The sequence below is a fragment of the Paludisphaera sp. genome (assembly GCF_037189885.1).
Taxonomy (GTDB): Bacteria; Planctomycetota; Planctomycetia; order Isosphaerales; family Isosphaeraceae; genus Paludisphaera.
Map to the genome: position 1 here is coordinate 23,713 of NZ_JBBCIR010000030.1, position 15,416 is coordinate 39,128.

A 15,416-nucleotide genomic window follows, 5' to 3' on the forward strand; every position below is an offset into this window, starting at 1 on the left:
CCCCCCTCATCCGGCCCTTCGGGCCACCTTCCCCCACCAGGGGGGAAGGGCGTGATGACAACCCGTCGTCGAGCGGCGGCTACGCCTCAGTTGTACTTCAGCACCGCGCCGCTGTCGGCGCTGGTGGCGAGGTGCTGGTAGCGGGCGAGCCAGCCGGTCTGGTACTTGGAGGGGCGGGGCTTCCAGTCGGCGCGGCGGGCTTCCAGCTCCTCCTCGGAGAGGCGGACGGAGAGCTTGCCGGCGGCGATGTCGAACTCGATGATGTCGCCGTCCCGGATCAGGCCGATGGGGCCGCCGGCGGCGGCCTCGGGGCTGACGTGGCCGATCGACGCGCCGGCGGTACCGCCGGAGAAGCGGCCGTCGGTGATGAGGGCGCACTTGTCGTCCAGGTTCACGCCCTTGATGGCCGTGGTGGGCGCGAGCATCTCTTGCATGCCGGGGCCCCCCTTGGGGCCTTCATACCGGATGACGACGACGTCGCCGGGCTTCACCTTGCCGAAGACGATGCCGTTGTAGGCGTCCTCCTCGCTCTCGAAGATGACCGCCGGGCCGGAGTGCGCGAACATCTTGGGGCTCACGCCGGCCGTCTTCACGATCGCGCCGTCGGGGGCGAGGTTCCCCTTCAGCACCGTCAGGCCCCCCGTCTCCGAGTAGGCGTTCTCGACCGTGCGGATCACGTCGTAGGCGTCGAAGCCGTCGTCGGGCTCGCCCGGCCCGCCCCCCTCGACGGCCACGGCCACCGACTCGCCCTCGGAGCCCAGGGCTTCCAGGCCGGCGGACTGCGAGCGGGGGTCGTCGGCCACGGCGGCCACGGTCCACGCCTGGTTCGTGCGCTCGCCGCCGGGGCGGACGCGCGTCAGCGCGTGGGCCGCCTGGACGGCGTGCGGGCTCCGGACGTCATACGCCTCGATGTTCTCGCCGAGCGTCTTGCCGGTGACGGTCCGGGTGGTCAGGTCGAGCAGGCCGGGGAGCCCCCGGGCGACCTCGCCGAGGATGGTGTGGATGCCGCCGGCGCGGGCGACGTCCTCGACGTGGTAGCTGCTGGACGGGCTGACCTTGCAGATGTTGGGGGTCTTCTTGCTCAGCTCGTCGATCCGGTCGAGCGTGAATGGGACCCGGGCCTCGTGGGCGATGGCCAGGATGTGCAGCACCGTGTTGGTGCTCCCCCCCATCGCCATGTCCAGGATCATCGAGTTGTCGAACGCGGCGGCCGTGGCGATCTCGCGCGGGAGCAGGCCGTGGCCCTCGCCGACGCGGGAGAACTCCTTGGCCATCTCGACGATCCGTTTGGCGGCGGCCTCGAACAGGGCCTTGCGGTCGGCGGAGGTGGCCAGGATCGTCCCGTTGCCGGGGAGGGCCATGCCCAGGGCCTCGGCCAGGCAGTTCATGCTGTTGGCCGTGAACATGCCCGAGCAGCTGCCGCAGGTGGGGCAGGCGGCCTTCTCGATGGCGTCCAGCTCCTCGGCCGACATCTGGCCGCGGGCCTTCTGGACGCCGCCGATGAAGGCGTCGATCAGGTCGACCGTCTTGCCGTCGGCCGTCTTGCCGGCCTCCATCGGCCCGCCGGAGACGAAGATCGTCGGGATGTTGACGCGCATCGCCCCCATGAACATGCCGGGGACGATCTTGTCGCAGTTCGGGATGCAGATCATCCCGTCGAACATGTGGGCGTTGATCATCGTCTCGACGGAGTCGGCGATCAGCTCGCGCGAGGGGAGCGAATACTTCATCCCCGCGTGGCCCATCGCGATGCCGTCGTCGACGCCGATCGTGTTGAAGATGAACGGCACGCCGCCGGCCGCGCGCACGCACTCCTTGATGAAGTCGCCGACCGCCTGCAGGTGGACGTGGCCGGGGATGATGTCGACGTGGCTGTTGCAGATGGCGATGAACGGCTTCTTCCAGTCGTCCTCGCGGACGCCCGTGGCGCGCAGGAGGCTCCGGTGTCCGGCGCGCGCGTCGCCCTTCTTGATCGTGTCGGAACGCATTGGGGATCGTCCTCGGTCGGCGAACCGTCTCTACTTTGCTGGGGCCCTGCCACGACCCTCGATGGTAGCAGAAGGCCGCCCGGCCCTCCAAGTCGCGCCGGCCGGATCGAGGCCGGTCGTGTCGGTCGCGACGGGTCGGCGGCGGCCGTCGCGGGCCGGCGTCAACGCCCCTCGGGGAGGGCGAGGGCGGTGACGGACTCCAGCAGGGCGGCCAGGCGGCGGCCGGCGTCGCAGTCGCAGCGGGCCAGCTCGGCGATCTCGGCGAAGCTGAGCTGGGGGTCTGGGAAGGGGAGCTTGCCCGCGGGGTCCCGGGGGTCGGGGGCGAGCGAGTAGAGCCGGTCCTTGTGGCGGATCTTGACGCCCCGGCGCTTCAGGAGGTCAAGCTCCCGGTAGAAGGTGCGCAGGCCGATCTCCAGGGCCTTGAGGATCTCGTCGCGGGGGCGGGGCCGCTCCTCCAGGAGTCGGACCAGGGCGTGCAGCCGGGAGGCTCGGCGCCGGGTGATGTGGATCCATGGGCGCCGCCGCCCGCCGGTGTCGCTCATCGGGACTCCTGGGGTGAAGCCGCGCCGCGGCTCATGAAGGGGGCGCCGACGTCCGATATGAGTCGTGACCCGGTTCGCCTTGCGACGGATGCGCCGATTCTGACGAATTGCTCAAGGGCGCCGGTCGTCCGACCCGATTATCGAACAAGGTGTGCCGAATCTCCAGGGTCATCCACCCGCGAGGGATGACCGCCGCCGTCCGTCGATCGGCGCGGGACGCATGTCTTCTCGTCCCGGGGGATCGAGCCGGATGGGGCCGACGCCCTGGGCGACCGCACGAGGGGCCCGCGGGACCGACGCCCAGGAGCGCCTCCTGGCATAGGGGAATTGATCCAATGTCGACGAGCAAGCGAACGCCCTCGAGACGATCGTACCGGCCCTCGGCCGAGGGGCTGGAAACGCGCCGAGTGCTCTCCACGTACTCGACGATCCCGACCGCGACGGTCTCCGGGACGGACGCCGACGGCGACAGGTGGACCCTGACCCTGTTCGGCCCCGGCACGATGAACGTCGTCGACCAGCAGGGCCAGGCATTCACCAGGGCCAACGCCGACACGCCGAACCTGATCAACACGATCACGGTGGCCGGGACGGTCACGCACTCCAGCCGGCTGGTGGGCCGGGTCGAGGCGGCCGACGGGGGCGACGGCAAGGTCTTCTTCCAGAACCTGAACGTCCAGAACAACGGGGCCTTCGACCAGATCGACCCGAACTGGGTCCAGCGTCGGGGCACCCTGGCGCAGAACGGCATCTCGCTGGTCGACATGCCCTCCTTCTGGCTGGGGCGGACCAGCACGACGGCCCCGACGACCCAGTCGGACATCCACGCCGGGTTCCGGCAGGCCGGCGGCATCTCGGCCCCGGAGGGGATCAACGTCCTGCGGTTCGGCGGCGTGGACGTGAATTACACGCCCCCCGGCGGGACCGGGCTGGTGAACTCGGGCCAGAACAACGAGTTCCTCGTGAACCTGGGCCTGCCGGTCACCACCGGCGCCAGCATCATCGTCGACGCCGTGCACACCAACGCCGCGGCCACGACGAACAGCCAGGGGCAGCCGGCGGTCAACCAGCAGAGCGTCACGTTCCTGGTCTCGGGCCGGCTGAACCTGTTCCAGGCCAACCAGATCACCGGCGCAACCGACCCCGGCCTGATCCCGACGCAGTTCATCCCCGGGTCGACCTCGCCGATGGCCGGCGGGACCTACGTCGTCTCGCAGGGGGCGGAGGTCACCGGGCAGATCGGCTACGTCCGCGTCGGCGGCGACGCCACCAACTTCACGACCTTCGCCACCGCCAGCAGCATCTTCGCGAGCGGCGCGGGGGACACGCTGGATCCCAAGATCACCAACTTCATGATCGGCGGCGAGACCAACAACGTCATGCTGATCGCCCCGGCGGGCTCGCGCGACGTCTCGTTCGGCCGCGGCATGGACAACGTCATCATCAACAGCCACTTCATCGAGCACCTGCACGCCAACCGCGGCGCGGTGAACTCGCGGGTGACGGTCTCGCGGACGCTGGATAACCTGAAGCTGGGCGGCGACCTGGTGAACTCGTTCATCCAGTCCGGCTACCAGCAGTCGCTGACGTCGCAGGCGGTCTCGTTCCAGAGCGGCGGCGGGGCGTTCAACGGCGTGGCGCCGCTGTTCATCGACAACCGGACGTTCAGCAACTTCGCCGGCCAGGCGATCCCCGCGGCGCACGGCGGCGGCGGGATCAACGCGCAGATCGCCGGCAACGTGCTGAACTCGGTGATCTCGGTGTCGGTCGACCCGGACCCGTCCGGGATCAACGACCCCGGCGAGTTCGAGCAGGTGACGACCAAGCGGTTCCCTTTCGGGGCGCCGCAGAACATCGTCCTGCCGCGCGGGTACATCTTCGCCAAGGTGGAGGGCGAGATCGACAACAGCGGCCTGAAGGGGTACATCGTCTCCCCGGACGCGCCGTCGGACGCGGCGTTCTTCGCGAAGCGCGTCAGCGTGGAGAAGGGCGCGGCGTTGCCGCCGAAGGTGGACACCGCGCCGTTCAGCCGGAAGCTCCAGTACAGCAAGGCCCAGGACGCCCTGAAGGGGCTCTGGCACGTGGGCCAGGGGCGTCCGAGGCGTTAAGCGGTCGGCGTCGCGTCGATCCCCTCGGCGATGTCGCGGCGGTAGATGCCGCCGGGGAAGCGGACGGCCCGGACGGCCTGGTAGGCGCGGTCGCGGGCCGCCGCCAGGTCGTCGCCCAGGGCGGTGACGTTGAGGACGCGGCCGCCGTCGCTGACCACGCGGGGGCCGCGGCCTGGCTCGGGGTCGGGCCGGGGCTTGGTCCCGGCGTGGAAGACCTTCACGTCCTTCATCGCGTCGACCTGGGGCAGGTTCTGGATGACGCGGTTGCGTTCGTAAGGGCCGGGGTAGCCCTCGGCGGCCATGACCACCGTCACGGAGGGCCGCGAGTCCCACTCCAGGGCGGTCGAGTCGAGCCGCTCGTCGACCACGGCCTCGATCGCGTCGAGGAGGTCGGACTTCAGCCGCATGAGGATGACCTGGGTCTCCGGGTCGCCGAACCGGACGTTGAACTCCAGGACCTTCGGCCCCTGGTTCGTCAGCATGAGGCCCGCGTAGAGGACCCCCCGGAACGGCCGCCGCGCCCGCTTCAGGGCGTGGACGACCGGCACGAGGATCTCGCGCTCCACCTGCTGCATCAGCTCGGGGGTGACCATCGGGGTGGGGGAGAAGGCGCCCATGCCGCCGGTGTTGGGGCCCTGGTCGCCGTCGAGCGCCCGCTTGTAGTCCTGGCTGGAGGCCAGCGGGACGATGGTCCGGCCGTCGGTGAGCGCCAGGATGCTCGTCTCGCGGCCGTCGAGCCGCTCCTCGATCAGCAGGCGGTCGCCGGCCTGGCCGTAGACCCGGCGGATCATGACCTGGTCGATGGCCGTGAGCGCCTCGCGGACGGTGCCGCAGACGTAGACCCCCTTGCCGGCCGCCAGGCCGTCGGCCTTGACGACCAGGCCGACGGGGCAGGAGAGGACCGCATCCCGCGCCTCGACGACCGACGAGTACGCCTTGCGCGTCCCCCGGTCCTCGATCTCGACCTGGACGCCCGGCCCCATCATCTCGCGAGGGTCGAGGATCCGCTCGACGGCGTCCAGGGCCTCGGCGGCGGTCCGGGCGTGGATCGTGTTGCGGATCGTCGACCGCCCGCGCGACCGGATGACCAGGGCGACCTCGCGCGAGAGGACGTAGTGCTCGGCGTCCGGGGCGCTCCGGAAGATGCGATAGTCGGCCGTGGGGATGCCGGCCTGGCGCATCAGCTCCTTGGCGAAGACCTTGCTCCCCTCCAGCTCCGCGGCGTCGCGCCGCGGGCCGAAGATCCGCAGCCCCTCGCGCTGGAAGAGGTCGACGATCCCCTTCGTCAGCGGCTCCTCCGGGCCGACGACCGTCAGGTCGATCCCCTCGCGGCGGGCGAACTGGGCCAGGCCGCGCAGGTCGTGCGCCTCGATCGCGACGTTCTGGACGTCCAGCGCGGTGCCCGCGTTCCCGGGGGCGCAGAAAACCGCCGTGACTCGCGGCGACTGCTTGAGCTTCCAGCAGAGGGCGTGCTCCCGCCCCCCCTTGCCGATGACCAGGACTTTCACGACGTCGACCCCTAGGATAAAAGCGCGGGAGCGAACCTCTCGGGCGACGATCGCGTCCGAACGCGACCGGAGGCCCCCTTCGCGCCTCGGGCCGAGGGTCCGCCGTCTCCCAAGCTGATATTCTAAGGCCGACCCCGCCCGGCGCACAGGACCGTTCCGCGGAGGCGACCCCCGACGGCGCGGTTCGCGTGGCGTAGGTCGTCGCGCCGTCGTAAGATGGGGGGGCAGACGCGTCCGAGTTTCAACGTCCGGAGTCCCCGACCGTGAAGAACGTAGCCGTCGTCGGCGCCAGCGGCGCCGTGGGCGAGAGGATGATCCGGCTCCTTGAGGAGCGGAACTTCCCCCTGGCTTCCATCAAGTTCCTGGCCTCCGAGCGGAGCGCCGGCAAGACGGTGACGTTCCGCGGCGAGAAACATACGGTGCGCAAGCTCGAGCGGGCCGAGTTCGAAGGCGTCGACATCGTCCTCTCCAGCACCCCCGGGAGCGTCTCCCTGGAGTGGAGCCCGATCGCCGCCGCGGCCGGCGCGGTCGTCGTCGACAACTCCAGCGCCTTCCGCATGGACCCCGAGGTCCCGCTGGTCGTCCCGGAGGTGAACCCCCAGGACGTGGCCAGGAATCGGGGGATCATCGCCAACCCCAACTGCTCGACGATCCAGATGGTCGTGGCGCTGAAGCCGCTGCACGACGCCTTCAAGGTGAAGCGCGTGGTGGTCAGCACCTACCAGTCGACCTCGGGCGCCGGCCAGAAGGGGATCGACGAGTACGAGGCCCAGGCCCGCGCCTTCGGCCGGGGCGAGGCGGCGCCGTCGCCGGCCAAGTTCGCCCACCCCATCTTCAACAACTGCCTGCCGCAGATCGACGACTTCCTCCCCAACGGGTTCACCAAGGAGGAGATCAAGATGGTGAACGAGACCAGGAAGATCCTGGGGGACGACTCCATCGACGTGGTGCCCACCTGCGTCCGGGTCCCGGTCTCCTACTCGCACAGCGAGTCGATCCTGGTCGAGACCGAGCGCCCGATCCCGGCCGCCGCCGCGCGGGAACTCTGGGCCAAGGCGCCCGGCGTGACCGTCGTGGACGACCCCACGGCCCGCCAGTACCCGCTCCCCGCCTCCGCGGAGGGGCGCGACGACGTCTTCGTCGGCCGGATCCGCAACGACCTGAAGGATCCCAACGCCCTGCTGTTCTGGTGCGTCAGCGACAACCTCCGCAAGGGCGCCGCCACCAACGCCGTCCAGATCGCCGAGGTCCTGCTGACCCTCGAACCCGCCCGCGCGTGAGCCGACCGGACCGACCGCCGGACATGCGCAACATCAAGCTGACGATCGCCTACGACGGCACGGACTTCCACGGCTGGCAGCGCCAGCCCGGCCTGCGCACCGTGCAATCCGTGCTGGACGAGGCGATCGGGCGGCTCACCGGGGCCGCCCCCAACACCAACGCCAGCGGCCGCACCGACGCCGGGGTCCACGCGATCGGCCAGGTCGTCCACTTCCTGACCGCCTCGCGCCACCCCCCGGAGGTCTTCGTCCGGGCGCTCAACGCGACGCTCCCGCGCGACGTCCGCGTGCGCGCCGCGGCGGAGGTCCCCCAGGCGTTCCACGCCACGCTCGACGCCCGTTCCAAGCGCTACCGCTACCGGATCGACAACGACCAGTACGCCAGCCCGTTCGAGCTGCGGCACGCCTGGCACGTCTTCCACAAGCTCGACGTCGACGCCATGAACCGCGCCGGCGCCGCGCTGCTGGGGCGTCACGACTTCCGCAGCTTCGAAACCGACTGGCCCAACCGGCTCAGCTCCGTGCGGACCATATTCGACGTCGAGGCGACCCGCCACGGCGACATCGTCCACATCGAGGCCGAGGCCGACGGCTTCCTGTACAACATGGTGCGGGCCATCGCCGGGACGCTCATGCTGGTCGGCGCGGGCAAGCGCCCCGAGGCGTGGGTCGGCGAGGTCCTCCGCGCCCAGGACCGCGAGGAAGCCGGCCCCAACGCCCCCGCGCGCGGGCTGTTCCTGCTCCGCGTGAACTACGACCGCGCGCCCCTGGTCCGAGCCCCTTCCCCATGAAGATCGTCCACGTCATCACCCGGCTGATCCTCGGCGGGGCGCAGGAGAACACCCTCCTGACCGTCGAGGGCCTGCATCACCGCCATCGCGACGACGTCACCCTCATCACCGGCCCGGCCGAGGGGCCCGAGGGGGACCTGTTCCGCCGCGCGGAGGAGCAGGGGCTGAAGGTGGAGTTGACGCCCCACCTGATCCGAGCCGTCAGCCCGGCCACCGACTGGAAGGCGTATCGCGAGCTGCGCCTGGCGTTCCGTCGGCTCCGGCCGGACGTGGTCCACACGCACAGTTCGAAGGCCGGCATCGTCGGCCGCGCCGCCGCCTGGCACGAGAAGGTGCCGGCCGTCGTCCACACGATCCACGGGCTGCCGTTCGGCCCGTTCGAGACGGCCCGTCGCAACCGGCTGTACATCGGGCTGGAACGATGGGCGGCGAAACGCTGCCACGCGATCGTCAGCGTCTGCGACGCCATGACCCAGCAGGCGCTCGCGGCGGGCGTCGGCCGCCCCGAGCAGTTCAGCACCGTCTACAGCGGCATGGACGCCGACGCCTTCCTGAACCCTCGCCGATCGCGCGAGGACGTCCGTCGCGAACTGGGGCTGTCGCCGGAACACGTCGCGTTCGCGACCGTCGCGCGGCTGTTCGAGCTGAAGGGGCATGACGACATCATCGCCGCCGCCCCGGCGATCCTCCGGGCGAATCCCGAGGTCCGCTTCGTCTGGATCGGCGACGGCATCCTGCGGGAGAAGCTCATCGCCGACCTGGAGGCCCGGGGCATTCGCGACGCCTTCATCCTCACCGGGCTGGTCCCCCCCGACCGCATCCCCGAGTTGCTGAACGGCGTGGACGCGGTGATCCATCCCAGCCTCCGCGAAGGGCTGGCGCGGGTACTGCCGCAGTCGCTGCTCGTCGGCCGACCGGCGATCAGCTACGACATCGACGGCGCCCGCGAGGTCGTCACCCCCGAGACCGGGGTCTTGCTGAGGCCGCGCGACCTGGACGGGCTGGCCGGGGCCGTCCTCCGGCTCGCCGCCGACGCCTCGCTGCGGGACCGGCTGGGCGCGGAGGGCCGCCGCCGCTTCGCCGACCAGTTCCGCCACGAGACGATGACGTCGCAACTCCGCTCACTTTACGAGCGGCTCCTCGCCGGACGAGGCGCGGGCCGTTGAGTCGGCCGGGGCGGGCCGGATGACGGCCAGGTGAAGCGTCGATGTCGTCCCCTTGGCCGGGTTGAAGCCGACGACATCCTCGATCCTCTCGAACGTCACGCCGAACTTCGATTCGAACACCGACATCTCGGCCGGCGTGACCGCCGTGATCATCGCGCCGTGTTCCGCCAGGCGCTCGCGCAGGGCGTCGGCCCCGCGCGTCAGGGCGATCGGCGATCCGTAGGCGTAGATGACGCCCGGCTCCTGGTATCCCATCAAGAGGGGGTCGAGCCCCGTCCTGGCCCGTAGGTCGGCCATCCGCTCGCCGACGATCCGCGAGATCCGCTGGGGCTCGGCCGCCGGCAGCAGCCAGCCGCCCAGCAGGAGCATCATCCCCCCCACGCCCCCGGCGAGCCACCAGGCCCCGCGCCAGGTCTGGCCGCGATGGAGTTGGAGCAGGCCGCCGACGGTCCCGATCCCCAGGACGAGCCCGCAGGCGATCAAGGGGAGGCCGAGGCCGCTCGGCGCCGCCACCGCCGAGGCCGCCGTCCCGATCGCCGCGACGACGCCGATCCCGGCGATCATCCCCTGCGCCAATCCTCCGAGCGGCCAGCGTCGGAGCGTCACCTCCTGCCGGGCGACCGACTTCACCACCCACGCCGCCAGCAGCGCGCAGGCGGGGAAGGCCGGCAAGTAATAGTGGATCAGCTTGGTGCGGACGCACTCCAGCATGATCATGGGCCCGACGACCCAGGCGATCAGGTACGCCAGGTTCGGGTCGACCTTCCGGCGCTTCCACGCGGCGACGAGCGCCATCGGGACCAGGCACGACCACGGGAAGAACAGGACCGTGGACATCGCCGCGTAGTAGCCGGGATACGCGCCGTGCTCCTCCATCTCGGTCGAGACGCGCTGGAGTAGCTGCTGCTTGATGGCGACTTCCATGAACTCGCCACGGGTCGATCCGATCATCAGGACGAACCAGGGGGCGGCGAGGGTCAGGCAGATCAACGCCCCCCGACGCCACTCCAGCCGCCGCCAGACCGTCGCCACCGGGCATCCCCACCACCAGGCGGGCAGGGCGATCGCGGCCAGGATGGCCGGGGCGACCGGCCCCTTCGTCAGCATGGCCAGCGAGAGGGAGACCCAGAACGCCGTCGCGATCGGTCGCGACTCGCGCCGGGTCAGCTCGAACAGGCAGAGCTGGCAGGCCATCAGCCAGAACGAGAGCGTGGCGTCGGTCGTGGCGAGCTTGGACTCGGCCACCATGATCGGCGAGACGGCCAGCATCAGCGCCGCCAGGAATCCCGCGCGGGCGCCGAGCATCCTTCGCCCCAGCAGCCAGACCAGCAGGCACGTCCCGGTCCCGGCGAGGGCCGAGTGCAGGCGCATCCCCGCGGGCCCCTCGCCGATGACGGCCGTCGCCAGGCCCATGAGCCAGTAGGAGAGGATCGGCTTGTGGTGGCGGGGCTCGCCGTTGAACGTGGGATAGAGCCAGTCGCCCCGGGCGCGCATCTCGTGGACGGCCACGGCGTTGCGGGGCTCGTCGCGGTCCCACAGCCCGGTGCGGCCGTTGCCGGCGAGGAACAGCGCGAGGCAGACGGCGACCAGGGCGATCGGCTCGATCCAGGCCCTGGGGGCTCTCGGCGAGGAGAGGGCGGGGGGGGGAGCGTCCGGCTCCATGGCGATCCTCCATGCGGGGGGGAGGCGGGCCCTCCCGGCTCGTCGAAGTCGGGCGCGAAGGGGCCCGGCCCCCGGTTTCCCGTTCGGGGCCTAGTATAATCGGGTGACCGAATCGGGCGAGAGCGTTTCCCGCGCCGACCGCCGTCGACGTTGACGCCCTCGCGGGCCGACCACCGCCCGAATGTCCGGAGGACGACGCAGGATGACGACGCAGCAGAACGAAGCCGCCTGTCTGCTGGAGAAAGGGGCCCTCTACACCCGCCGCGAGGGCCTCTTGTGGGAGGGCCGCGACCTCGTCTTCGCCGGCTTCAAGCAGGGGGTCTTCTCGCTCTACTACGGCGACGCCCCCATCTACCACTTCGACCTGGAAGGCCGCTGGCAGCGGGCCTACCTGCGCGACCGCCACTTCATCCGCCGCCTCGACGGCCCGATCCAGGAGGTCGACCGCGTGCGCGACGGGGCGAACCTCGTCATGCGCCGCAGGACGCTGGAACCGGCCGAGGCCCGCCGACTGGACGAGGAGATCCGCGGCGTCGCCGAGACCCTCCTCGCCGACCTGGCCGGCGGCCGCCGTCTCGACCCGCCGGACGACAAGGCCCGGCCGATCGAGGACGCCGAGCTGCGCGAGTTCCTCGGCCGCGTCGCCTCCTGGGACGCCGCCGCCTGGGAGGACTTCGAGGCCCGATACCGCCGCGCCTACCGGCCCCAGGCGTTCATCCCCCCGGACTGCCCGAACGCCCTGGTCCTGCAAGCGACCGTCGGCGACCGCGACGGCCGTGGGTTCGCCGGCGGGGCGGCCCGCGACCACGAGGCCCGAAACCCCGAGGAGTTCGCGGCGCACGCGCGGGAGATCGCCGCGTTGATAGGGGGCCGCCTGGCCCAGACCCGGACCGCGTTCCTGGCCGGCTCGGACGTGTTGCGACTCCCGGGCGGGGACGTGACGGCCTACCTGGAGTCGATCGAGCGAGAGCTTCGGGACGAGGACGGCCCGGCGATCGACGACGTCCACGCCTTCCTCGACGAGTTCCAGGACCCGGTGCTCAACCTGGAAGGGCTCCGCGAGGCGCGTCGGGGTCGGCTCGCTCGGATCGCGCTCGGGGTGGAGTCGGGCGCGCCCGAGGTCCGTCGGGCCTACGGCAAGGACTGGTGCGACGCCGACCTCCACGCCTTCGCCGCCGCCGCCAAGGACGCGGGGATCGGGCTGAGCGTCCTGACCCTCGTCGGGGCCGGCGGTCGGGAACGGCGATCGGAGCACGTCGAGGGGACCCGCCGGCTGATCGAGTCGCTGCTGCTGTCGCGCGGCGACCTGGTCTTCCTGATGGACGAGCGCGAGCTGGCCGACCCCGCGGGCGCCGCGGTCGGGTTCGAACCCCTCGACGAAGCGGAGTGGACCCAGCAACTCGCCGAGCTGCGTCGGGGCCTTGCCGGGCTGCGCGAGCGCGGGGTCAAGGTGGTCCCGTACAGCATGGTCAAGCAGTCGGGATGAGCCTCACGCGCCGTATCGCTTGGTGTGGCGACCGCCGACGAAGCTCTCGAAGACGAACTTGCCGAGGTCCTCGCACGAGCAATACGCCGCGACGCCGTTGGAGACGCGGGCCATCTCCTGCACGAAGTTCACCAGGCCCAGATAGAAGTAATCTTCGATGAGGGCGTAGCTGGAGATCCGGATCCCCGCCGCGGAGCAGCGGCGGGCTTCCGCCAGCGTGTGCGCCGCGGTCTTCTCGGCGGGGGGGTAGATCAGGACGACCTCGCGGCCCTCGATGTGGGCCGTGGGCTCGCCGTCGGTGATGACGATGATCTGCTTGTTCCCGGCCGCCTGCTTCAGCAGGTGATTTCGCGCCAGGCGGAGGCCGGCGTGGATGTTGGTGAAGTGCTGCGGCACGCGGCCGCGCGGCTCGTCCATGTCGTATCGCAGGTGGATGCGGCTGTCGTACATGCTCACCGGCTTGGGGGCCGAGTTCAGCAGTTCTCGCTCGGTCATCTTGTTGGCGAAGGTGTAAAACCCGATCATCTGGATCGAGTCTTGCGGATATTGCGCCCGCACCAACGCCTGAAGCGCGATGGCCACCTTCTTGGTCGTGTAGTACTTGCCGTAACGCCCCATCGACCCGCTCATGTCGATCAGGACGACGGTGGCGCAGCGCGTCTGATACTCGGTCTCGTGGACGACGTAGTCGTCCTGGCTCAGCCGGATCGGCAGGCCGCCCCCCTGCCTGATGTAGGCGTTCTTGAGCGTCTCGTGCATGTTGATGTTGGAGAGGGGGTCGCCGTAGACGTAGGGGCGGGTGTCCTCCAGCGAGACGGTCCCTTCGCCCTTCTGCTGCGTCTCGTGGCGGCCGAGGGCGTCGCGGTTGAAGGTCAGGAACAGGTCGTGGAGCGACTTGTCCTGGATCTTCCGCATCCCCTTCGGCGTCACCGTCCAGCGACCTTCCTCGTCGCGTTCGATCAGGCCTTCCTTCTGGATCATCTCGACGACTTCCGGCAGGTCCTCGTCGTCCACGTCGTCCAGGTTGCGTAGGACGTCCTCGCCGTATTGCATCAGATATTCGGAGATCTGCTCGAACAGCTTGTCCGCCGATTGCGGCTGGAACTCCTGCGAGCCGTCCCACTTCGAGTATTCATAGTTCGCCATGATCGGTCGGGGCCTCCGCGCGGGACGTGCGGGATGATGACGGATGATCGCCACGGAGTTCGTCGGCTCGGACGATCTTCCCCCCTGGTGGGGGAAGACAGACCGCGAAGCGGTCAGATGAGGGGGAGCTTGCCCACGCAGTGCCGGAATTCGCGGCCAGTGCCCAGGCCGTCGGCCGGGGAAGGCCCCTACAAACTCCGGAGGTCGTCTCGCTCGTCCCCCCCTTATCCGGCCCTCCGGGCCACCTTCCCCCTCCAGGGGGGAAGGCCGTTAGGATGCTGCTCGGACCGAGCCACGATCAGCGCCGGTACGACGTCCCGCCTTGCTTCGTCGCCTTGTTCAGCTTGTTGTGGACGTGGAGCCCTTCGAGGATGAACTCGGCGACGCCGGCCGCGGCGGCGAGCCTGGCGGTCGGGGACCTGGCTTCGGGGGCCAGCTCGGGGGCGGCCTCCTCGGCCCGCTTGCGCAGGCCTGGCGCCTTGGCGACGCGGTCCAGGACCGCGCGGGAGTCGAGCATGTCGCCGGTCTCGACCGTCTGGCCCGACTCGAAGTACTGGACGATCGGCCGGAATTCGCGGGCGTCGAAGTGGAGGGCGAAGACGTTCTTGACCGCCTCGTCGATGATCCGCTGGATCAATTTATCCTCGTGGCCGTCCTCCTCGGCCATGGTCAATTCCAGCTTCCCGCGCGAGCTGGCCAGGGCCGAGGCCAGGTCGCCGATCCGCGGCACGATCGCGTCCTCGCCGGTCACGAGCGCCCGGCGCTCGGCGTTGGAGACGACGTTCTCCAGGTTGGCGATCGACATCCGGACCGACACCCCCGACTGCTGGTTGACGTGGGGCGAGGTCCTCGCCAGCCGCGCCACCTCCTCGACGGCCTCCTTGATGTAGAGCGGGACGACGACCTCGGGACCCCCCTCGGGGCGGTCGAGCTCGGCGTTGGCGTCGTTGACGGCCATGCCGATCTCGCGCGTCAGCGGGTAGTGGGTCCGCACCACCGATCCGATGCGGTCCTTCAGCGGCGTGACGATCCGGCCGCGATTGGTGTAGTCCTCGGGGTTGGCCGAGAAGACCAGGCAGAGGTCCAGCTCCATGCGGATCGGGTAGCCGCGGATCTGGACGTCGCGCTCCTCCAGGACGTTGAACAGGCCGACCTGGATCTTGGGGGCGAGGTCCGGCAGCTCGTTGATGCAGAAGATCCCGCGATTGGTGCGCGGGATCAGGCCGTAGTGCATCGTCGCCTCGCTGGAGAGGTAGCGGCCCTCGGCGTGCTTGATCATGTCGACCTCGCCGATCAGGTCGGCGATGGTGACGTCGGGGGTGGCGAGCTTCTCGTTGTACCGATGCTCCCGGCCGATCCAGGCGACGGGCGTCTCGTCCCCCCGCTCGGCGACGAGCTGGCGGGCGAAGGCGGAGATGGGATGGTACGGGTGGTCGTTGATCTCCGACCCCTCGACGATCGGCGCGGCGTCGTCCAGCAGGTGGACGAGCTGGCGGAGCATGCGGGTCTTGGCCTGGCCGCGGAGGCCGAGGAACAGCATGTCGTGCCGCGAGAGGATCGCGTTCTGGATCTGCGGGACGACCGTCTCCTCGTAGCCGAGGATGTCGGGGAACAGGGGCTCGCCGGCCCGGAGCTTGCGGACGAGGTTGCGCCTCATCTCCTCCTTGACCGATTCCAGCCGGTGGCCGCTCTCGCGCAGCTCGCCGAGCGTCCGGGGCCGATCCGTCGCCATACGATGC

The 15,416-nt window shown here is 70.3% G+C and carries 11 protein-coding genes; 5 read left to right on the forward strand and 6 right to left on the reverse strand.

Annotated features, from left to right (window positions below; genetic code table 11):
- Window positions 1–86 precede the first annotated feature (86 nt).
- Complete coding sequence (gene ilvD, locus WG209_RS10725) at window positions 87–1,988, reverse strand: dihydroxy-acid dehydratase (RefSeq protein ID WP_337175033.1); 1,902 nt, start codon at window positions 1,986–1,988, stop codon at window positions 87–89.
- Between the two features lie 161 nt (window positions 1,989–2,149).
- Window positions 2,150–2,530, reverse strand: coding sequence for a hypothetical protein (locus tag WG209_RS10730; RefSeq protein WP_337175034.1), 381 nt, complete (start codon window positions 2,528–2,530; stop codon window positions 2,150–2,152).
- A gap of 407 nt (window positions 2,531–2,937) precedes the next feature.
- Here WG209_RS10730 and WG209_RS10735 point away from each other — a divergent pair, with 407 nt between their 5' ends.
- Entirely contained in the window at window positions 2,938–4,638 is a 1,701-nt protein-coding gene (locus WG209_RS10735) for a hypothetical protein (RefSeq protein WP_337175035.1), read from the forward strand.
- On the opposite strand, the gene purD is transcribed toward WG209_RS10735, so the two are convergent.
- Window positions 4,635–6,146 (reverse strand): phosphoribosylamine--glycine ligase, encoded by a 1,512-nt coding sequence (purD, locus tag WG209_RS10740; protein WP_337175036.1) that lies wholly within the window; start codon window positions 6,144–6,146, stop codon window positions 4,635–4,637. The two genes, WG209_RS10735 and purD, sit on opposite strands and share 4 nt — an antisense overlap.
- A 263-nt stretch (window positions 6,147–6,409) precedes the next feature.
- Here purD and WG209_RS10745 point away from each other — a divergent pair, with 263 nt between their 5' ends.
- From WG209_RS10745 to WG209_RS10755, 3 genes are read left to right on the forward strand one after another with little or no spacing between them, the layout of a single operon-like run.
- Window positions 6,410–7,426, forward strand: coding sequence for an aspartate-semialdehyde dehydrogenase (locus WG209_RS10745; protein ID WP_337175037.1), 1,017 nt, complete (start codon window positions 6,410–6,412; stop codon window positions 7,424–7,426).
- Complete coding sequence (gene truA, locus WG209_RS10750) at window positions 7,423–8,217, forward strand: tRNA pseudouridine(38-40) synthase TruA (RefSeq protein ID WP_337175038.1); 795 nt, start codon at window positions 7,423–7,425, stop codon at window positions 8,215–8,217. The genes WG209_RS10745 and truA overlap by 4 nt, the downstream gene beginning before the upstream one ends.
- Complete coding sequence (locus WG209_RS10755) at window positions 8,214–9,383, forward strand: glycosyltransferase family 4 protein (RefSeq protein ID WP_337175039.1); 1,170 nt, start codon at window positions 8,214–8,216, stop codon at window positions 9,381–9,383. The genes truA and WG209_RS10755 overlap by 4 nt, the downstream gene beginning before the upstream one ends.
- Here the strand turns inward: WG209_RS10755 and WG209_RS10760 are convergent.
- Complete coding sequence (locus WG209_RS10760) at window positions 9,339–11,045, reverse strand: glycosyltransferase family 39 protein (protein ID WP_337175040.1); 1,707 nt, start codon at window positions 11,043–11,045, stop codon at window positions 9,339–9,341. The genes WG209_RS10755 and WG209_RS10760 overlap by 45 nt on opposite strands.
- 202 nt (window positions 11,046–11,247) lie before the next feature.
- Between WG209_RS10760 and WG209_RS10765 the strand changes: the two genes are divergently transcribed.
- Window positions 11,248–12,531, forward strand: a complete 1,284-nt coding sequence (locus WG209_RS10765) for a hypothetical protein (RefSeq protein ID WP_337175041.1) — start codon at window positions 11,248–11,250, stop codon at window positions 12,529–12,531.
- Between the two features lie 3 nt (window positions 12,532–12,534).
- On the opposite strand, the gene WG209_RS10770 is transcribed toward WG209_RS10765, so the two are convergent.
- Together WG209_RS10770 and WG209_RS10775 are read right to left on the reverse strand one after the other, a co-directional pair.
- Window positions 12,535–13,677 (reverse strand): VWA domain-containing protein, encoded by a 1,143-nt coding sequence (locus WG209_RS10770; protein WP_337175042.1) that lies wholly within the window; start codon window positions 13,675–13,677, stop codon window positions 12,535–12,537.
- 298 nt (window positions 13,678–13,975) lie between these two features.
- Entirely contained in the window at window positions 13,976–15,409 is a 1,434-nt protein-coding gene (locus WG209_RS10775; protein ID WP_337175043.1) for a sigma 54-interacting transcriptional regulator, read from the reverse strand.
- Window positions 15,410–15,416: the final 7 nt, after the last annotated feature.

Bases quoted from the DNA above. Each gene is read 5' to 3' on its own strand.
- ilvD (WP_337175033.1), bottom strand. From the start codon at position 1,988: ATGCGTTCCGACACGATCAAGAAGGGCGACGCGCGCGCCGGACACCGG.
- WG209_RS10730 (WP_337175034.1), bottom strand. From the start codon at position 2,530: ATGAGCGACACCGGCGGGCGGCGGCGCCCATGGATCCACATCACCCGG.
- WG209_RS10755 (WP_337175039.1), top strand. From the start codon at position 8,214: ATGAAGATCGTCCACGTCATCACCCGGCTGATCCTCGGCGGGGCGCAG.
- WG209_RS10760 (WP_337175040.1), bottom strand. From the start codon at position 11,045: ATGGAGCCGGACGCTCCCCCCCCCGCCCTCTCCTCGCCGAGAGCCCCC.
- WG209_RS10765 (WP_337175041.1), top strand. From the start codon at position 11,248: ATGACGACGCAGCAGAACGAAGCCGCCTGTCTGCTGGAGAAAGGGGCC.
- WG209_RS10770 (WP_337175042.1), bottom strand. From the start codon at position 13,677: ATGGCGAACTATGAATACTCGAAGTGGGACGGCTCGCAGGAGTTCCAG.
- WG209_RS10775 (WP_337175043.1), bottom strand. From the start codon at position 15,409: ATGGCGACGGATCGGCCCCGGACGCTCGGCGAGCTGCGCGAGAGCGGC.